Raw genomic sequence first — 19283 nt, forward strand, 5'->3', positions numbered from 1 at the left:
CCATAAAATTAAGCGCAGCACATCATACAACACATCATTGCGTTGTTGCTGTTCATTACTTTATGGAAAGTGTTTGTTTTCATTTCTGGTGCAAATGTATATTGTTTTTTGATTCACGAAAATTATTTTTCAATTACCTTTGTTGTATGACAAAAAACTATACCCTTTCCGGAATAAAAGTAAACGTAGCTGAACTTGAAGTGCTGATTCAAAAATCAGCCGTAGATACTGTATCAAAGGATGAGTTGCAATTAGCACTTTCATTAGTGGATTTAACAACGTTGGAAGGTAAGGATACGGATGAGAAGGTAAAAGAACTTTCACGCAAAGCAATTGTAACTGGCGTGGCGGCAGTTTGTGTTTATCCTTCACTGGTTGCTGTTGCAAAAAATGAATTAAAAAATTCCGATAAAAAAGTAGCGTCTGTTGCCGGTGGGTTTCCATCCGGACAATTGCCTTTGTCGTTGCGCTTAGAAGAAGCAAAATATGCCATTGCACAAGGAGCCGATGAAATTGATATGGTGATTTCAAGAGGAAAATTTTTGGAAGGCAATTATCAATTTGTGTTTGATGAAGTGGTTGCATTTAAAGAGGTTTGTGGTGGCGTTACCTTAAAAGTTATTTTGGAAACAGGTGAGCTTGAAACACTTGATAATATTAAAATTGCTAGTGAAATTGCGATTCAGGCCGGAGCAGATTTTATTAAAACATCTACCGGAAAAATGTCGATAAATGCAACATTACCTGCTATTGGTGTGATGCTTCAATGCATTCGTTCCCATTTTGAATCAACAGGCAAAAGAGTTGGAATCAAGCCTTCCGGAGGCATTTCCGATGGGAAAACAGCAGCGCATTATTTGCGTTTAACAGAATTGATTGTGGGTAAAGAATGGTTAAATCCAGCATTGTTTCGTTTTGGTGCAAGCAGGTTAGTGGACAATCTTATTTCTGAAATAAGCGGAAAATCAACAAATAATTCAGCATCCAATGGATATTAATAGCCTTCTATTTTCTGCGATTCGCGCTTCATTAAATGCAGGCGAAGAAATCTTAAAAGTTTACGAATCGGATTTTGCGGTTGAACATAAGGATGATAAATCACCTTTGACATTGGCCGATAAAAATGCACACAATGCGATTGCTGCTGTTTTAAAAGATAGCAATATCCCTTTGTTAAGTGAAGAGGGAAAGTCGATTGAATATGCAGAACGGAGTCAGTGGGAATATTTCTGGATGGTGGATCCATTGGATGGAACCAAAGAGTTTATAAAGCGAAATGGGGAATTTACTGTGAACATCGCTTTGATTCATAAACAAACATCGATATTGGGAGTCATTTATGTTCCGGTTACAAAAACCTTGTACTTTGCTGCGGAAAATGTTGGTTGCTTTAAATCCTTCATCCTAAATCCTAATTCTGAAATTTCTAGTTTGGAAGAACTAATAAAATCATCACAAAAATTGCCATTAGCAACTACCAATACTAAATTTACAGTAGTAGCGAGCCGCTCTCACCTTTCGGAGGAAACAGAAATGTTTATCGATGGATTAAAGATGGCACATAAGGAAGTTGATTTTATTTCTTCCGGCAGCTCCATTAAATTGTGTTTGGTTGCGGAAGGAAGTGCAGATGTATATCCTCGTTTTGCACCAACGATGGAGTGGGATACGGCAGCCGGGCAAGCCATTTGTGAAATTGCCGGGAAAAAAGTGGTGGATTATACCACCAATCAAAATCTGCTCTATAACAAGCCTAATCTGTTAAATAACTGGTTTATCGTTCAGTAGATTATCTGAATTACCCTCCATTTTCACCCTTTTTAATCAATTATTCGGGCAAAAATCCGTATAATTGCACGTAATTTAAACGATTCAATATGGGTAAAGTTGCCTTAATAACAGGAGTTACAGGTCAGGATGGAGCATATTTAGCAGAATTATTGCTAAGTAAAGGCTATACCGTTCACGGCATAAAGCGTAGAAGTTCAATGTTCAATACCGGTCGTATCGACCATTTGTATAAAGATCAACATGAAAAGAAGGTGAACTTCTTTTTGCATTATGGTGATTTAACCGATTCCACAAACCTTATTCGCATTATTCAGGAAACACAACCGGATGAAATTTACAATCTGGCGGCACAGTCGCACGTAAAAGTGTCGTTTGATTCTCCGGAATATACTGCCAATGCAGATGCTATCGGAACATTACGAATTCTGGAAGCAATTCGTATTTTAAAGTTAGAAAAGAAAACACGTTTTTATCAAGCCTCTACATCTGAGATGTATGGCTATGTTCAAGAAATTCCTCAAAAAGAAACAACACCTTTTTATCCGCGTTCACCTTACGGTGTTGCAAAAGTTTATGGTTTCTGGATTACGAAAAACTATCGTGAAGCTTATGGAATGTACACATGCAATGGTATCTTGTTTAATCATGAAAGTCCGTTGCGTGGAGAAACATTTGTGACACGTAAAATTACTCGTGCCGTTGCAAAAATTCATTTAAAGATGCAAGAGAAATTGTTTCTTGGAAACTTAGATGCAGAGCGCGACTGGGGACATGCAAAAGATTATGTGGAAGGTATGTGGATGATGATGCAGCAAAAAGAAGGAGATGATTTTGTGTTGGCTACAGGAGTGAAAATTACCGTTCGTAAATTTGTTGATTTGGCTTTTGCCGAAGTTGGAGTGAAGATTAGATGGGAAGGAAAAGGCGTTGATGAAAAGGGATACAATGCGGAAACAGGAGCCTTGGTTGTTGAAGTAGATCCGAAATATTTCAGACCAACCGAGGTGGATTTGTTGATCGGTGATGCTTCAAAAGCAAGAAAAGTATTGGGTTGGGAACCAAAGCATACCTTACAGCAATTGGTAAGTGAAATGGTGTCTTGTGACGTAAAACTATTCGAAAGAGATCGATATTTATTGGATGGTGGACACGATGTAATGAATTTCCACGAATAGTACCTCACCCCTTTGTCCCCTCTCCAAGAGGAGAAGGGAGTGAAAATGGATGGAGTATAATTTTTTCTTAAGAATAAAATCAGATCGAGATTAATGAATGTAAAAGATAAAATATACGTTGCAGGGCATAAAGGAATGGTTGGTTCTGCAATCATCAGACGATTAAAGAAAGATGGTTTTACAAATATTGTAACGCGTGTTTCCAGCGAATTAGATTTAAGAAATCAGCAAGCGGTTGCTGATTTTTTTGCAAATGAAAAACCCGATTACGTTTTTTTAGCTGCCGCTAAAGTTGGTGGAATTGTTGCAAACAATACCTATCGTGCAGATTTCATTTATGAAAACATGATGATTCAAAGCAATGTGATTCATCATGCCTATCTGAATAACGTTAAAAAATTAATGTTCTTAGGCTCTTCTTGTATCTACCCCAAAATGGCTCCTCAGCCTTTGAAGGAAGATTATTTACTTACCGGATTGTTGGAAGAAACAAACGAACCCTATGCGATTGCAAAAATTGCAGGGATAAAAATGTGTGATGCCTACCGTTCACAATACGGCTGCAATTTTATTTCGGTGATGCCAACAAACCTTTACGGACCAAACGATAACTACGATTTAAAAAATTCACATGTACTACCTGCTTTGATTCGTAAGTTTCATACAGCTAAAAAAGAGAATGCTGCAAGTGTGGAGATTTGGGGAACCGGTTCACCAATGCGCGAGTTCTTACATGCCGATGATCTGGCAGATGCTTGTTTTTATCTAATGCAAAACTACAATGAAGCGGGATTGGTAAACATTGGAGTGGGTGAAGATATTACCATCAAAGACTTAGCATTACTCGTTAAAAAAATTGTTGACTTCGGAGGTGAATTAAAATTCGATACTTCTAAACCCGATGGAACTCCGCGTAAATTAATGGATGTAAGTAAACTACATTCGTTTGGTTGGAAGCATAAAATCAATTTAGAAGAAGGAATTGCTGGGGTTTATTCAGAGGTAAAAGATAAATTATAGATTTCTACCACTAAGTCACTAAGAACACTTAGCAATCACTCAGAAAATTTGAAGATAGCACTAAGAATATTGTTAGTACTCATCTCTCTCCTTTGGATAGGGGCTGGGGGTGATGTTTGTGCACAGCAGAAGAACGTATTTTTGAACCGAACCACAAGTAATGATGTTGACCTTTTTATAAAGGATGAAATAGAATTGGGAGATTCAACATATAAAGATGTTCAAACTGGGTTTAAGCCTTTGATTGAATCCCTTTCGACTAGAAATAAATACGGAGAACTTCATCAGGAAATATTAATGACTCGTAAAGGTAGGCCAGACGGGTTTGAAAAGGTGTTGCCAAACACTTTTTGGAATAAAGTATGGAGAAAAATAAATACGGAAAATTTAATTATTATTCGAGATTCCTCCGACAAATTCCACCTCACCATCGATCCGCTTTTTAATTTTGAATTTGGAAAAGATTTAGCCGACACCAGTGGAGAAAAGCTGTACAAGAATACACGTGGTTTTTTAGTACGCGGAAGTATCGGGAAAAAATTTGCATTTGAATCTTCGTTTTACGAAAATCAAGCGACCTATGCGAAATACATCGACAACTATATTGCTACCACCAATGATTTGTTTCCACAAGCAGCCAACTACCAATATGATGTTGTACCCGGACAAGGTCGGGCAAAAAAGTTTAAGAAAAATGGATATGACTATGCGATGGCTTCAGGTTATGTTTCCTATTCACCGATAAAAATGTTCAATTTTCAAATCGGGCATGGAAAACACTTTGTGGGCGATGGATACCGCTCGCTATTGTTGTCGGATAATGCATTTAATTATCCATATGCGCGTATCACCACAACGTATAAAAATATTCAATACACCAATTTGTATACTTCGTTTATGAATTTAACAAATGGTGGTGTAACTACACCTCCAAACGTTGAGCGTTTGTTTCAGAAAAAAATCGGAAGTTTTCAATTCTTAAGTGCAAATTTCTTTCACCGTTTGCAATTGGGCTTGTTTCAAGGTATGATTTGGGAGGCCGCAGATTCAAGCAATCGCCAACATACCAACTTTCATACGTATAATCCAATTATTGGAGTGAGTGCAGGAGCATTCGGTTTGCATCATACAAACAATGTGTTGCTGGGTGCCACACTGAAATTGAAAATCACAAAATCGATTTCACTTTATGGACAGTTTATGTTGGATGATATAACCAATGCAAAGGATCAAATTGGCAATAAATACGGATATCAGGCGGGGTTTAAATATTTTGATGTGTTCACAATAAAGAATTTACATATTCAAGCGGAATACAATACCGTGCGTCCGTACGCGTATGCAACCAAAAATCCATATCAAAGTTATACGCATTATAATCAGGCATTGGCGCACCCTTTGGGCGCCAATTTTAACGAAGCAATTGGATTTATAAATTATCGATTAAAGGACTTTTTTATTCAGCTAAAAGCAAATTACGCTGTGAAAGGCAACGATAGCTTGAGTAAAAATTTTGGTGGGAATATTTTTAAAGCGGATAATCAATTTCCAATCACTCAAACGTTGGAAAACATTCAAACCACGCAAGGCTTGAAAACGACCATCCTTTATCAAGATATTCACATCGGTTATTTGGTAAATCCTGCAACAAATTTTAATATTGTAGTGGGTTTCACAAATCGAACAGAAAAGACAAATAGTACGACAATTGCTACGCAATTCGTATATTTCGGAATCAGAACATCGCTTGCTAATTTTTATTACGACTTTTAACCTATGGCATTTTTAATATTGGTTTTTATTACTTCATTTTTTGTGGTGCTCCTTTCAACTCCATCGTTGATTAAAGTGGCAATCCTAAAACGTTTGTTTGATGCTCCCGGTGATACACGAAAGCTTCATACACGGATGATTCCAACCATTGGAGGGATTATTATTTTTGCAGGAACATTGTTTGCTTATTCACTTTGGTTTCCTGAGCAAGTGGATAATTATCCGCAGCTGGCTAGAAGTATTAACGATTATAAGTTTATTGTTGCCACTTTATTGGTGATGTTTTTTGTAGGGGTGAAAGATGATATTATTGGAACGGCTCCTGTAAAAAAATTAGTAGCCCATGTTTTAGTTGGGATGGTATTGGTGTTAATGGCAGATATTCGAATAGTAAGTATGCACGGGTTGTTCGGGATAGATGTATTGCCATTGTGGACCAGTGTGTTTTTGTCGTTGTTCACCTACATTGTTGTTGTGAATGCATTCAACTTAATTGACGGAGTAGACGGATTAGCAGGTGGCGTTGGGTTTATTGCTTCCTCTGCATTCGGAGCATGGTTTGCATTGGCAGGCGATCCTGCAATGGCTTGTTTGGCCTTTGCTTTGTCCGGTTCATTGCTTGCGTTTTTGTTTTTCAATTTTTCCCCAGCTAAAATATTTATGGGTGATTCCGGTTCATTAACCATCGGATTAATCATTTGTATTCTTGCGATTAAAGTAATCGGATACGATGTGAGTGCCATCGAAAATAAAGCTATTCTGAATGTTTCTAAACCTATTTTTGCGATGGCCGTGTTGGTATATCCGTTAGTAGATACATTGCGTATTTTTATTTATCGGGCCGTTAGAGGAGTGTCGCCTTTCTCTGCCGACAGAAACCATTTACACCATCGTTTGTTAGATATCGGCTTAAGCCATAAAGGAACAGTTATCACCATCTATTTTTTTAACATTGCAGTAATTGGTTTAACCGTTGCACTTGCACTTTCCAGCATCAATGCGAATTACTCACTTATTATTGTCGCTGCGGTTTCTCTTACTCTTGCACAGATTCCTTTCTTCATTAAGAAAAAGAAAAACAGAACAGCAAAGGAGAATGATTAATAAAAACCATATTGTTTTCTGCATCGGCTTTTTGTTGCTGCTACCTATTTCTTTGTTTTCGCAGCAATGGAACTATTCACTTAGCCGGGATTTCTTATGGGGGATTGATAATTATTACAACAATAAAGAAGAAAATACGTCTACGTTTGTTAAGCCTTACCGCTTGCAAGAGATTAAAAAAATAAAAGATTCTTCAGCAGTATTCCCTCGTTTATTGGCAGGCACAAAAGCAGAAGAAAAAGATAAAAAAGCGAATGCACAAATTGAAGTTTACCCATTACTTTCTGCAAAAGGAGGCTACGACCTTTCTCCCAATTCACATGCAACCAGCGATTTTGGAATCGGAGCCACGTTATTAGCATTTTATAAGGATAAAGTAGCGTTGTGTTTCCAAGGCTATGGTTCCAGGGGAGTGTATACTTCTTTTATGGATTCGATTACTCGCGAAAGCAGAGTCATTCCTGGAATGGGCTATGCCTATGTTTCAAAAAATGATTCATTACATCCGCAATATGCAATGCAGTATTTTGCAGGATACATTTCTTATTCACCCAACAAAATTTTTAATTTTCAAGCAGGGCGTGATAAACATTTCTGGGGCGATGGTTATCGTTCCTTGTTTTTATCTGATGTAGCGGCTCCTTATCCGTATTTAAAAATTACGACCAATGTATGGAAGTTGAGTTATGTGAATTTGTTTACCATCATGAAAGATGCAACAAACCCATCCGGATTTAAAAAAGATTGGCTAACGAAATATGCAACGTTTCATCATTTGAGTTGGAATGCAACCAAGCGAATCAATATTGGATTGTTCGAATCAATTGTTTGGCAAGGATCTGACAGTACTCGTCATCGCGGGTACGATGTAAATTATTTAAATCCGATTATGTTTTTCCGTCCAACGGAATATTCTTTAGGCTCCAGCGACAATGCATTTGTAGGATTGGATTTTAAAATCAAAGCATTTAAAAAGCAGCAATTCTATGGTCAGCTTTTATTGGATGAATTTTTATTAAAGGAAGTAGTGGCGGATTTAAAGCACGCGATTAGGAAGGACACCACAGCTAAATGGGGTTGGTGGGCAAACAAACAAGCTTTTCAGATCGGGTTTAAGAGCTTTGATTTGTTTCGAATAAAAAATTTGAATTTTCAAACCGAGTTTAACTATGTTCGTCCGTTTACCTATTCCCACGGGAGTGTACAGCAAAATTATGGTCATATGAATCAGCCATTAGCACATCCGTTGGGAGCTAATTTTATGGAGTCGGTAACATTTTTGAATTATCGTTTCAAACGATTATTCATAGAAGCAAAGCTAATGTATGCAGTATATGGAGATGACAGTCCTGGTAGCGATTTCGGCAAAAATATTTTTATTTCCTATGTGAACAGAGCAGGCGATTACAATCATTACACGACACAAGGATTTCGAACAAATTTGATGACAACCTCCTTACGTGGGGCATATATATTGGATACACGAATGAATTTGAAGATAGAACTGGGCGTTGCGAATAGAATTATTCAAACAGCATCGGTAAGTAAACAAAACCCATATGTATTTATTGGTATCAAAACCGATTTAGGAAATATGTATGACGATTATTGATATTTTTTTATTTTAGTGAATACTAATTTTAGCTCCATAAAACATGAAAAAAATTTTTACTCCACTCTTCTTCTTGTTAACGATAGGATTTACGCAAGCACAAAATATTTTGTTTGTTAACGACAATGATGCGATCACTGCAAATACAACAACAATGCTTACTTCCTTAAATAGTTCTTCCTACGCGACCTATACTTATTGGAGCATCCCGGATTCTACTACCACACTCACATCCGCTTACATGGATAATTTTGATTTGGTAATTTGGTATTGCTCAACAGATGGAGTTGGTTTGGAGATTTGGGGTGGATCAGCAACTGGAAATGCAGAAGTGGTAAATTATATCAATTCGGGCAAGGCGTTCTGGTTAATCGGGTTGGACATTATGTATCAGCAATACGCAGGTGGTCCATCTACATTTGTGTCAGGAGATTTCGCCTACGACCAGTTGGGATTACAATCGTATGACTCGCAATCCTATTTAAATGATGGTAGTTTAGGGGTAGATAATGTAGTGAAGATGGCGGGTGTTCCTGCTAGTTTTCCTGCAACAATTCAATGGGTGTTTTCTTCATTATGGTATGTTGACGGCTGCACCGCTTTAGCCGGTACAATGTCGATGTACGAAATGGGAGGTGTTGGAACGTATCCGCTTTTGGGAAGTGATTGTATGTTTCATAAAAATGATTTAGGCGGTAATGTAATGAGTACATTTTTTGATCCTGCATTAATTGATACGGAGCCGAACAGAATTGATTTTTTAGACGAGAGCATTACCTATCTTTTGAACGGAGTGGGTATTCAGGAGAACAGTTTTGTTTCGGGATTAACCGTGGCACCAAATCCTGTAAAAAATGCAACAACGATTCGTTTTAATTTGTTGCAGGAATCAAGCGTTTCATACTCATTATACGCTATTAACGGAAGTCTTGTAAAATCACAAAGCCTAGGGAAATTGAATGGTGAAAATACCATTCAAATTGATTTGGAATCCGTTGAATCAGGGATGTATTTTTTGACATTAACTACGGATCAATCACAACAATTTATAAAATTAATAAAGGATTAGTTTTTGATTTGGTCCGTTTTATTTTATGTATTGGCAAGTTTGTTTCTGAAGGGGATGAAATTTCATCCCCTTCAATTAAGAAATAGTCTAAATTCTCACTTTTCCCTTTCAGATTCCCCTAATAATTGGTAAAATTGCAGTGCTTTTTAAAAAGCGAGCACCTTGCAGACCGAAAACGTAAATATCATCGAAAAATCAGAGCTTCAGACCAGTAAACTGCGTGACTACGCAATGTTTATGAAGTTTCGTTTGGCGTCACTTGTTGTAATCTCTGCGGGCATTGCTTTTGCTGCAGCTTCAAAAGAGTTGGATTGGGCAAAAATGGGGTGGTTGGTGTTAGGAGGATTTTTGGTGACCGGTTCTTCCAATGGTTTTAATCAAATCCTTGAACGCGATTTAGATAAATTAATGACGCGTACCCAAAACCGTCCGCTTCCTCAAGAGCGAATGAGTGTCACTGAAGCATTGATTTTGGCTTCGATTACCGGAATTATTGGGATTACTATTTTATGGGTTTTTATGAATCCGTTGAGTGGAATTTTAGGTTTGCTGGCTTTAATCCTTTACACGGTTGTGTACACTCCACTAAAAAGAATTACTCCCTTTGCAGTATTTGTAGGCGCTTTTCCAGGTGCAATCCCACCTTTGTTGGGCTGTGTGGCGGCAACAGAAGGCTTTGGTTCCGTTCCATTAATCGGTTGGATTTTGTTTGCTGGCCAATTTATTTGGCAGTTTCCACACTTTTGGGCGATTGCTTGGGTGTTAGATGACGACTATAAAAAAGCGGGGTTCAAAATGTTGCCATCACCCGGAGGACGCGATAAAAGCAGTGCTTACCAAGTGTTGGTGTATACCTTATTTTTATATCCGATTAGTTTAATGCCGGTAATGTTCCACTATTCCGGACTGATTTCATCCTTGATTATCTCTTTTTGCAGTATTTATTTTTTATATCAAGCTTATATTTTGTACAGAGATTGTACAGTAGAAGCCGCACGGAAGTTGATGTTCGGCTCTTTCTTTTATTTACCGGCAATTCAATTAGCAGTATTATATGGATAATCCTATTCAAATGGAAACGACCTTAACACCGGGCGAAGAACACCGCCAATTCAAACAAAAAGTAGCGATACCCATGTTGTGGATCGCAATGATTTCGATGGTCATGCTTTTCGGAGCCTGCACCAGTGCCTATATTGTAAGTAGAGGAGCAGGAGCTTGGGTTCATTTTGAACTTCCACAAATGTTTTATGTGAGCACCGCTATTATCATAATTAGCAGTGTTACAATGAATTGGACGTTGGCGTCTGCAAGAAAGAACGATTATAAGGGAATGAAAATGGGTTCTTTTATTACACTTTTGTTAGGATTGGCCTTTGTTTTTTTCCAATTTAAAGCGTGGGGAGTTTTGGTGGATCAAAAGGTGTTTTTTGCAGGCAGAGACAGCAATGCAGCGGGTTCGTTCATGTATGTACTAACAGGATTGCATTTGGCCCATTTAATTTTCGGGATTGGGGCAGTAGCAGTAGTTTGGATTAAATCTAGATTACAGCGTTATAACTCCGAAAACCTACTGGGAGTAAGGCTTTGTGCTATTTTTTGGCACTTTCTGGACGTATTGTGGGTATTTTTGTTTTTATTTTTGTTATTCCTGCGTTGAAAATTAAAGGAATATTTTGCATATTAGCACCCGAAATAAATTTTAAACCATTCTTGCATCAGCAAGATTATAACTAGTAAAAAGTATGTCAAGTCACGCAGTATCAGAAACAGATTCAACCTCAGATTGGAATGGAGGGAAATCCCCGTTTGGTGTTAGTTACGGAAAAATGTTTATGTGGTTTTTCCTTGTATCCGATGCTTTAACATTCTCAGGTTTATTATGTGCTTATGGCTTTATGCGCCATAAACATCCGGAAGTATGGCCTAATCCGGGTGATGTGTTTACACATTTCCCATTTTATGAAGGACATATTCCTTTGGCATACGTAGGTTTAATGACCTTGATTTTGATTATGTCCTCTGTAACCATGGTATTAGCGGTGGAAGCAGGTCATCGAAACGATCGTAAAAAAGTAACATTCTGGATGTTGCTTACCATCATTGGTGGTGCCATGTTCGTTGGTTCTCAAGCTTGGGAGTGGTATCACTTCATCGTTGGAACTGAACACGGAGCAATGCGTAACTTCGTAAACAGCGATGGTGTTTGGGTCACGGAAACGTTCCATGGTGCCAATATGAAGGTGAATGAATACGGATTACCGGTATTTGCGAACTTCTTCTTCTTTATTACCGGATTCCACGGATTCCACGTATTCAGTGGTGTAATTATCAATATTGTTATTTTCATCAATGTACTTGCAGGCACTTACGAAAAACGCGGTCACTACGAAATGATTGAAAAAGTAGGATTGTACTGGCACTTTGTGGATTTAGTTTGGGTATTCGTATTTACCTTCTTCTATCTATTGTAACAGCCCTTCGACTACGCTCAGGGTGACAACTCAGAGTGACGAAGTTTAAAAATTAAAAATTTAAGATTTAAAAATTATATAGTATGTCAGAATTTCACGATGATTACCCACAATATGAGTTAATGGCTCATCACAGCGAAGAAGAAGGAAAGAAAAAGCGCAGAAAGCTTTGGAATGTTTTCTGGATTATGCTTGGTGTTACAATCGTTGAACTTATCATCGGTTTTCAAGCTTCCAGCTGGGGTTTGTTAAATGAAGATAGAACGTCAAATGGTATTTTGAAAGTGATTTTCATTGGATTAACAATTGGTAAAGCATTTTTCATTGTATTTAGTTTCATGCACTTAGGTGATGAGAAAAAAGTAATGAAATGGTCAGTATTGGCTCTTACACTGTATTCATCCTTTATTTGGTTTGGATTTGTGTGGAAGAAGCAAACTACGCGAAAGTGAATAAGCACCCAATGGATGCGATTGTAATTCAACAAAAAATTGAATTGAACGAAGCAGCAAAAAGCGGTCATGGACACGAGGCTGGTGCAACACATGAAGAGCATGGTGCAACAGATGCGGCTCACGAAGCGCATGGCGAAGCAGCAAAACCTGCAGAAGGCGAACACCACTAATTTTAACAGTTTATCCTATAATATAATGGTCTCACAAAGCTTTGTGAGACCATTTTTGTTTGTACTTTTGTGTGCATGAATACAGCACCCAAAACACCATTCTATAAAGACAAAAAGAAACTTGTTATTTTACTCTTTTTGCTTTCATTCCCTTCAGCATTGTATGTTTTTTTATCGGTAGGAAAAACCAACTTTATTCATTTGCAATATTTTGGTGAAAAGGAAATCGCTCCGAACGGAAAGGATACCATCTACCACACCGTTGCTCCATTCAGCTTTATCAATCAAGATGGTAAAACAGTTACCGATAAAGATTATAACGGTAAAATTTATGTAGTCGATTATTTTTTTACCACCTGCAAAACCATTTGTCCGAAAATGACTTCCGAGTTATTGCGTGTGCAAAACAAATTTGCATATACCAAAGGCTTGGTTCAAATCCTTTCGCATACAGTAGATCCTGAAAACGATTCGGTACCTGTGTTGAAAGCATATTCTGAAATGGTGCATGCCGATACGAAAATGTGGACCTTTGTTACCGGTGATAAAAAAGAATTGTACGACATGGCACGCACCAGCTATTTGTTGAATGCAACTGAAGGGGATGGCGGACCGGATGATTTTGTACACAGTGAACTATTTATTTTAATTGATAAAGAAAAACACATCCGAGGAATTTATGATGGCACCGATATTAAAGCAGTAAGTAATTTAATGGACGACATTAAAGTGCTGATGGCAGAATACATGATTCATCAAAAACCGGATAAGGTTGTAATTGGTAAACCAGAAAAAAATAAAACAAATGAGTGATAAAGCAGTTTTTAGAGTAGTAATGGGCATTTCCATTTTTGTTTTTGTTGCAGTAGTGATCCTCAACAAAAAAATATTGCCTGTTCCGGAAGTGATTCCTGATTTTGTTTACAAACTACCTAAACTCAATGCGATGATAAATGGTACCTGTACCTTGTTGTTGCTTTTATCATTATACATGATTAAACAAAAAAACATTGTTGTCCATAAGAAGTTAAACATCTTTGCTTTTGTATTATCGTCACTTTTCTTGGTTTCCTATATTACCTATCATTGGATGGCACAAGAAACAGCTTACCCTGCTGAGGCGCCCGCAAGATCAGTTTATTTGATGATATTAATCAGTCATATTATTTTGGCTGCATTGGTTTTACCCCTAATTTTGTTATCGTTTTATTATGGTTTAAAAGCACAGAGTGAAGGAGGAGTGGAGTACATTAAAAAGCATAGAAAATTAACCCGCTGGAGTTACCCCATTTGGTTGTATGTAACAATAACAGGTGTTGTTGTTTATGTGATGATTTCTCCTTTTTATACGCATTAATTTTATACATATAAAAGAATGAAATTGAAAAAAATCATTTCGAAAATTGTTTTTGTACTGCTTTTACTTTTTGTGAATGCCAATACATTTGCACAATGTGCCATGTGTAAAAGCTCTGTTGAAAGTAATCTGGAAGAAGGCGGTTCTATCGGTCGTGAGTTAAATACTGGAATTTTGTATTTGATGGCCATCCCTTACATTATTTTAATGTTGGGTGGTTATTTCTTTTTCAAAAAACAAATTGATGCAAAAGTTATTGCTTGGAAAAACAAACATTTTCCGCGTAAGCAAGCTAACTAATGCTTCACTGAATGATTATTCTTTTCTTATAAGTATTTTTTTTATTGCTCAATTCTACAATATATACTCCTCTAGGCAGTTCTGAAATATTTACTTCCTTAACATAAATTTGATTAAAAACTGTTTCTCCAAGAATAGTATAGATTTTAATTGCCTTAATTTTGTCTTTTAAGTATGAATCGTCAATTGTGAATTTTCCGTTTGATGGATTGGGATAAACTGAAAAATATTGATGTTCATTGTTCTCAATTATATTATTTATAACTGGACATAAACTATTTACTTGAATAGGAATGGTTCTGGTAGTTGTTGATCCATCACCAAGTTGGCCAGCTGCATTATATCCAAAGGCCCAAAGTGTTCCATCGTTTTTTAATGCTAAGGAGTGTGCATTTCCAGCGATTGAAGTAATACTAGAGAGAGAACTTACTTGCAGAGGAATATTGCTAGATGTAAAACTGCCATTTCCAAGTTGACCATTTCCATTTCCACCCCAGGTCCAAATTGTTCCATCACTTTTTATTGCAAGCGAATGAATAAATCCTCCGGCAATTGCCTTAACTGGAAAAAGAGATGAAACTTGATTAGGAATACTGCTATTTATATTTGTGCCGTCACCGAGTTGTCCATTTAAATTATAACCCCAGGACCAAATAGTACTATCGCTTTTTAATGCGAGAGAATGATAGTATCCGCAAGCAATTTTTGAGATTCCAGACAGAGCTGTTATTTGAATTGGAAAATTGCTATCAACGGTTGTTCCATCGCCTAGCTGACCAAAAGAGTTGCTTCCACAAGCCCATACTGTGCTATCATTTTTTAGTGCTAGAAAGTGGTCTGCTAGAGAAGAAATGGAAATAATATCTGTTAGAAAATAAGCCTGTACAGGAAGATTACTATTTGTATTTGTAGAGTCTCCTAATTGCCCATTATCATTATCTCCCCACGTCCAAACAGTCCCATCATTTTTAAGCGCTAAAGAAAAATGATGTCCCGAAGCTATTGCTATAATATTTGAAAGAGATGTTACTTGAATAGGAATGCTACTATTTATATTATTACCATTTCCTAATTGACCTTCTGTATTTCTCCCCCAAGTCCACACCGTGCCGTTACTTTTTAGAGCAATAGAATGGTCATAACCTCCTGCAATAGCTGTCACATCTGAAAGAAAACTAACTTGTAAAGGAAGATTACTTCCTATTGTTGTTCCATTTCCAAGTTCACCATAACTATTCTGCCCCCATGCCCATGCAATACTATCGTTGCATATAGCAAGAGATTGGAGCCCACCAGCAGCAATTGTTTGTGCAGAACTCGATAGGTAATTAAATAGAAAAGAGAGTAGTATGGGTACCGATTTTGAAGTAAATTTTATCATGTCTATATTTTTGTACAAACTTTGATTTTCAAAACGAGATTTGTAAATTAAACTTGATGAACATATCGACAAATTGTCTCAGGTACTTTTCAATTATTTATTTTTATCGATTCTGCATCTTATGTTATTGCGTTCTTAGATTTTTAATCCGATAATCACAACATCATCCACCTGCTCCAAAGGCCCTTTCCAATCATCAAAGGTGGTTTCAATAATATGCTGCTGACGCTCAATCTTGTCGTTAGAAATTTCAGTTAATAATTCTTTCAATTTTTTGTATTTGAATTTTTTGCCTTTGGGGCCACCAAACTGATCGGCATACCCATCGCTATACAAATACACACAATCTCCTTTTTTCAATTGAATGGTGTGGTTTTGATAATTGTCAACCCTTCCATCCAGGTTTACACCAATCGGAAATTTATCTGCTTTTATTTCGTTCAATGCACCATTGGTGATATAGTATAACGAATTAAATGCTCCGGCATATTGCAGCTCCAGTGTTTTTAGATTCAATGTACACAAGGATAAATCCATTCCATCTTTTACACCTTTGCCCGTTTCGGATTGACGTAATGTTTTTGTAACACCGGCATCCAGGTGTTTTAAAATTTCGGAAGGCTTTAACAATCCCACTTCGTTTACTGCTTGTGTCAACAAGTTAAATCCTACTACACTCATTAAAGCGCCCGGCACTCCGTGTCCGGTGCAATCCACAGCTGCAAAACAAATGGTATCACCTTTTTGCTCAATCCAATAAAAATCACCACTCACAATGTCTTTCGGGCGATAAAAAATAAAACTTTCGGGTAATATTTTTTTCCAATGATCTACCGGAGGCAGAATAGATTCTTGAATACGCTTCGCATAGTTAATGCTATCCGTAATTTCTTTTTTCTGTAAGGTGATTTCGGAATTGCGGTGTTCTAATAAATCGTTTGCTTTTTGTTTTAACTGATAGCGGTTGTATAAAAAGCCGGTAAGCAATAAAATCAACAATACTGCGATGATTAATACCACCATCCAGAGTTTGTTTTTATTTAATTCCAGTTCCTTTATTTCATCATTTTTGGTAAGCAGTTCAATTTCTTTTTGCTTTTTTTCACTCTCGTATTTTGTTTGAAGCTCATTCATTTGTCGGCTCGACTCGGCATTAAAAATGGAATCCTTCATGTTCATCAACAAACCTTGGTACTCGTATGCTTTTTGATAATTGTGCTGCGACTGATATGCAAAGGCCATCATTTCGTAGCCTCTACTCATCAAATCTTTAGAGCCAATCTCCTTTGATATTTGCAAGGCTTGGTTATAGTATTCAAATCCTTTTGCAAACAAGTTGCGGGAGCAATGGTTGGAGCCCATGCTGTAAAGTGAAACAGCTAACCCATAACGATCTTTTAATTTTTTACGAATCTCCAGCGATTCTTCAAAACAAGTATATGCCTTGTCGTACAGCTTTTGATCCTCATACACACTGCCAATATTATTTAAGGTAAGAGCTGTTCCATTGTCGTCATTGTTTTCTCTTCTCACTTTCAGCGCCATGGAATAGTATTCCAAACTTTTTTCAACTCCCTTTCAGTTTGTATACCAAGCCAATGTTGTGCAAGGAGCTGCCAATGCCTTTTTGATTATTTATTTCTTTTTTAATTGCCAATGAGCGGTTGTGAAATTCCAACGCCTCATCGTATTTTTTTTGTATTTGATAAATCAATGCAATGTTGTTCAGCGTGCTACCCATCTGCCATTTGCCTTTTTCAGTGTCTTCCACCAAGGCCAGCGATTCCATATAATATTTTAAAGCTTTGTTATAATCTGCTTTATCATCGTAGATTAATCCAATATTATTAAGGGCAACAGCTAATCTCGATTTATCACCCAGCTCCTCGGCCATTTTTTTTGCCATTTGGTGGTATTCCAATGCCTGGTCGTAGTTGCTACTATAGTAGAGGATAAGTCCGAGCACACTATAGGAATTCATCTCCCCTTTTTTATATTTTATTTTTTTAGCAAGGGCAAGTGCTTCGGCAGCATTTTGGTGCGCTAAGGTTGAATCGTTAGAAACATATTCGTGAGCAATTTCATTTAACAAATTAATTTTAGTGGTGTCGGCAGTCGCTTTTGCTATTTCCGTTTTCAAGCTATCAATTAGTTTGTCGGTTTTTTGAGCAAAAGAAATTTGGCTCAAGCATAACATCGAGAAGAGTAGTAGAAAAGTAGTTTTTATTTTATTCATGTGTACCGATACTGAAAGATATAAAATATATTTAAGTCTTTTTATCCTTTAACAACCGTTTCAGATTTTTGTGTATGTAGTTCTCATTCGGCAACAATGATTGCTGAATACGTTTGGCATATTGGATGCTATCCAATATTTCTTTTTGCTTTTCATCCACAATGTTCTTTTGTTCTTCAATAATGGTTTTCTGTTTTCTGGTAATACGCAAACGATTGATTACAAATAGCGAAAAGAGGATCACCAGAATCAATCCACCAGCAGTGCTGTAGAGAATAATGTTTTGTTTTTGTTTTTGTTCTGCAGCAATGGCAATTTCTTTCTCGCGTTCTTTTTCGTCCAATGCTTTTTGCTTTTCGTAAGCCGACTGCATTTCCTGCTGCATTACTTCTCTTTGGCTGTTCTCACTTTGCATGCTATCATTCATTTGCGTATACAGCTCATGCATGGCAAGTGATTCTTTATAGCGCCCCGTTTGTTTGTAGCATTTAAATAAAGCAAAACTGAGGTGGCTCATATGAAGTACAGCTTCTGATTCTTTGGCAATTTTTAAACCTTTCTCATATAATTCAATGGCTGTTTTGTAGTCTGCTTCATCATGGTAGGTTTTTCCTAGATTGTAAAACGACATGGCTTGCCCTCGTATATCTCCAACTTGTTCCCTTATTTTTAATCCTCTGTTATAATAGTCGCGGGCCTTCTTAATGTCTTTCAAATCGTAATAAATGCTGCCAATATTATTATAGGCCGTAGCAATACCAACATTGTCTCCCAGCTCTTCGCGTATTTTTAAGCTGCGTGTATAATATTCTATGGCGAGGGTGTTTTCACCATTCGAGGAATAGATGGATCCAAGGTTATTATACGAAGCCGCCATGCCATTCTTATCGCCTACTTCCTCTCTTATTTTTAAACTCCTTTTATAGTATTCAAGTGCTTTATCTAAATTCTTCAGATCCGTATAAATAGCACCCATATTGTTGATACAGGATGCCTCCCCTTTTTTATCTCCAATCTCTTCTCTAATTTTTAAGCTTCTTGTAAAATAGTCGATTGCATTTGCATAATCGCCTTTAAAATAAAAGGTGGTGCCTTGTGTATTTAAAGCCTGACCTTGATATTTTTTATTGCCCACTTTTTTTGCATAATCAAACAGTTGTTGTGCATAATAAAATGAACTATCGGTGTTGGAATAAATGTAAGCTTCAAAGCTAAGAGTAGAAAGCGCCTCCATTCGTGAAGTATCCGGTTTACTCGGATTCTTCCAGATCTTAATTAGGCTGTCGACATTCACTTGAGCGCTCCCAAGTAAACTTATAGAAAGGAATAGTATGGATAAAAAATGTTTCATGTAATTTATAGTCAA

Annotated in this window: 20 protein-coding genes; 16 read left to right on the plus strand and 4 right to left on the minus strand. The window is 37.1% G+C overall.

Features of this window, described 5'->3' with window-relative positions:
• The first annotated feature begins 146 nt into the window (after positions 1-146).
• From deoC to IPP64_01955, 16 genes are all read left to right on the plus strand, one after another.
• The gene (gene deoC, locus IPP64_01880) at positions 147-998 is read left to right on the plus strand and encodes a deoxyribose-phosphate aldolase (GenBank protein MBL0328183.1); all 852 of its coding nucleotides are present in this window, start codon (positions 147-149) and stop codon (positions 996-998) included.
• Positions 988-1788, plus strand: a complete 801-nt coding sequence (gene cysQ, locus IPP64_01885; protein MBL0328184.1) for a 3'(2'),5'-bisphosphate nucleotidase CysQ — start codon at positions 988-990, stop codon at positions 1786-1788. The genes deoC and cysQ overlap by 11 nt, the downstream gene beginning before the upstream one ends.
• Positions 1789-1877: 89 nt before the next feature.
• Positions 1878-2966: a GDP-mannose 4,6-dehydratase gene (gmd, locus tag IPP64_01890; GenBank protein ID MBL0328185.1), complete on the plus strand. Its 1089-nt coding sequence runs from the start codon at positions 1878-1880 to the stop codon at positions 2964-2966.
• Positions 2967-3059: 93 nt separating this feature from the next.
• Complete coding sequence (locus tag IPP64_01895) at positions 3060-3986, plus strand: GDP-L-fucose synthase (GenBank protein ID MBL0328186.1); 927 nt, start codon at positions 3060-3062, stop codon at positions 3984-3986.
• Between the two features lie 48 nt (positions 3987-4034).
• Positions 4035-5759: a hypothetical protein gene (locus tag IPP64_01900; protein ID MBL0328187.1), complete on the plus strand. Its 1725-nt coding sequence runs from the start codon at positions 4035-4037 to the stop codon at positions 5757-5759.
• Between the two features lie 3 nt (positions 5760-5762).
• The gene (locus IPP64_01905) at positions 5763-6863 is read left to right on the plus strand and encodes an undecaprenyl/decaprenyl-phosphate alpha-N-acetylglucosaminyl 1-phosphate transferase (GenBank protein ID MBL0328188.1); all 1101 of its coding nucleotides are present in this window, start codon (positions 5763-5765) and stop codon (positions 6861-6863) included.
• Positions 6856-8475, plus strand: coding sequence for a hypothetical protein (locus IPP64_01910; protein MBL0328189.1), 1620 nt, complete (start codon positions 6856-6858; stop codon positions 8473-8475). Before IPP64_01905 ends, IPP64_01910 begins: the two co-directional genes overlap by 8 nt.
• A gap of 43 nt (positions 8476-8518) precedes the next feature.
• The gene (locus IPP64_01915) at positions 8519-9544 is read left to right on the plus strand and encodes a T9SS type A sorting domain-containing protein (protein ID MBL0328190.1); all 1026 of its coding nucleotides are present in this window, start codon (positions 8519-8521) and stop codon (positions 9542-9544) included.
• Positions 9545-9775: 231 nt separating this feature from the next.
• Positions 9776-10606, plus strand: coding sequence for a protoheme IX farnesyltransferase (gene cyoE / locus IPP64_01920; protein ID MBL0328191.1), 831 nt, complete (start codon positions 9776-9778; stop codon positions 10604-10606).
• Complete coding sequence (locus IPP64_01925) at positions 10599-11204, plus strand: cytochrome c oxidase subunit 3 (GenBank protein ID MBL0328192.1); 606 nt, start codon at positions 10599-10601, stop codon at positions 11202-11204. The genes cyoE and IPP64_01925 overlap by 8 nt, the downstream gene beginning before the upstream one ends.
• An 85-nt stretch (positions 11205-11289) precedes the next feature.
• Positions 11290-12018, plus strand: a complete 729-nt coding sequence (locus tag IPP64_01930) for a cytochrome c oxidase subunit 3 (GenBank protein ID MBL0328193.1) — start codon at positions 11290-11292, stop codon at positions 12016-12018.
• Between the two features lie 83 nt (positions 12019-12101).
• On the plus strand, positions 12102-12470 hold the full coding sequence (locus tag IPP64_01935; protein MBL0328194.1) for a cytochrome C oxidase subunit IV family protein: 369 nt from the start codon (positions 12102-12104) through the stop codon (positions 12468-12470).
• Complete coding sequence (locus IPP64_01940) at positions 12467-12643, plus strand: hypothetical protein (GenBank protein MBL0328195.1); 177 nt, start codon at positions 12467-12469, stop codon at positions 12641-12643. The genes IPP64_01935 and IPP64_01940 overlap by 4 nt, the downstream gene beginning before the upstream one ends.
• Positions 12644-12718: 75 nt before the next feature.
• On the plus strand, positions 12719-13456 hold the full coding sequence (locus IPP64_01945; protein MBL0328196.1) for an SCO family protein: 738 nt from the start codon (positions 12719-12721) through the stop codon (positions 13454-13456).
• Positions 13449-14000, plus strand: a complete 552-nt coding sequence (locus IPP64_01950) for a DUF420 domain-containing protein (GenBank protein ID MBL0328197.1) — start codon at positions 13449-13451, stop codon at positions 13998-14000. The genes IPP64_01945 and IPP64_01950 overlap by 8 nt, the downstream gene beginning before the upstream one ends.
• Before the next feature lie 18 nt (positions 14001-14018).
• On the plus strand, positions 14019-14300 hold the full coding sequence (locus tag IPP64_01955) for a hypothetical protein (protein ID MBL0328198.1): 282 nt from the start codon (positions 14019-14021) through the stop codon (positions 14298-14300).
• 4 nt (positions 14301-14304) lie between these two features.
• On the opposite strand, the gene IPP64_01960 is transcribed toward IPP64_01955, so the two are convergent.
• From IPP64_01960 to IPP64_01975, 4 genes are all read right to left on the minus strand, one after another.
• A complete protein-coding gene (locus IPP64_01960; GenBank protein MBL0328199.1) occupies positions 14305-15681 on the minus strand; it encodes a T9SS type A sorting domain-containing protein in 1377 nt (458 codons plus the stop codon).
• Between the two features lie 135 nt (positions 15682-15816).
• Positions 15817-17241, minus strand: a complete 1425-nt coding sequence (locus IPP64_01965) for a tetratricopeptide repeat protein (protein ID MBL0328200.1) — start codon at positions 17239-17241, stop codon at positions 15817-15819.
• Positions 17242-17248: 7 nt separating this feature from the next.
• Complete coding sequence (locus IPP64_01970; GenBank protein MBL0328201.1) at positions 17249-17917, minus strand: tetratricopeptide repeat protein; 669 nt, start codon at positions 17915-17917, stop codon at positions 17249-17251.
• Positions 17918-17948: 31 nt separating this feature from the next.
• Positions 17949-19268, minus strand: a complete 1320-nt coding sequence (locus IPP64_01975; protein MBL0328202.1) for a tetratricopeptide repeat protein — start codon at positions 19266-19268, stop codon at positions 17949-17951.
• Positions 19269-19283: the final 15 nt, after the last annotated feature.

The sequence above is a fragment of the Bacteroidota bacterium genome (genome assembly GCA_016722565.1).
GTDB lineage: Bacteria > Bacteroidota > Bacteroidia > 2-12-FULL-35-15 > 2-12-FULL-35-15 > 2-12-FULL-35-15.

Coding starts and splice junctions, on each gene's coding strand:
- IPP64_01895 (MBL0328186.1), top strand. CDS start 3,060: ATGAATGTAAAAGATAAAATATACGTTGCAGGGCATAAAGGAATGGTT.
- IPP64_01960 (MBL0328199.1), bottom strand. CDS start 15,681: ATGATAAAATTTACTTCAAAATCGGTACCCATACTACTCTCTTTTCTA.
- IPP64_01955 (MBL0328198.1), top strand. CDS start 14,019: ATGAAATTGAAAAAAATCATTTCGAAAATTGTTTTTGTACTGCTTTTA.
- cysQ (MBL0328184.1), top strand. CDS start 988: ATGGATATTAATAGCCTTCTATTTTCTGCGATTCGCGCTTCATTAAAT.
- deoC (MBL0328183.1), top strand. CDS start 147: ATGACAAAAAACTATACCCTTTCCGGAATAAAAGTAAACGTAGCTGAA.
- IPP64_01945 (MBL0328196.1), top strand. CDS start 12,719: ATGAATACAGCACCCAAAACACCATTCTATAAAGACAAAAAGAAACTT.
- IPP64_01910 (MBL0328189.1), top strand. CDS start 6,856: ATGATTAATAAAAACCATATTGTTTTCTGCATCGGCTTTTTGTTGCTG.
- cyoE (MBL0328191.1), top strand. CDS start 9,776: ATGTTTATGAAGTTTCGTTTGGCGTCACTTGTTGTAATCTCTGCGGGC.
- IPP64_01905 (MBL0328188.1), top strand. CDS start 5,763: ATGGCATTTTTAATATTGGTTTTTATTACTTCATTTTTTGTGGTGCTC.
- IPP64_01925 (MBL0328192.1), top strand. CDS start 10,599: ATGGATAATCCTATTCAAATGGAAACGACCTTAACACCGGGCGAAGAA.
- IPP64_01975 (MBL0328202.1), bottom strand. CDS start 19,268: ATGAAACATTTTTTATCCATACTATTCCTTTCTATAAGTTTACTTGGG.
- IPP64_01935 (MBL0328194.1), top strand. CDS start 12,102: ATGTCAGAATTTCACGATGATTACCCACAATATGAGTTAATGGCTCAT.
- gmd (MBL0328185.1), top strand. CDS start 1,878: ATGGGTAAAGTTGCCTTAATAACAGGAGTTACAGGTCAGGATGGAGCA.
- IPP64_01915 (MBL0328190.1), top strand. CDS start 8,519: ATGAAAAAAATTTTTACTCCACTCTTCTTCTTGTTAACGATAGGATTT.
- IPP64_01970 (MBL0328201.1), bottom strand. CDS start 17,917: ATGAATAAAATAAAAACTACTTTTCTACTACTCTTCTCGATGTTATGC.
- IPP64_01950 (MBL0328197.1), top strand. CDS start 13,449: ATGAGTGATAAAGCAGTTTTTAGAGTAGTAATGGGCATTTCCATTTTT.
- IPP64_01930 (MBL0328193.1), top strand. CDS start 11,290: ATGTCAAGTCACGCAGTATCAGAAACAGATTCAACCTCAGATTGGAAT.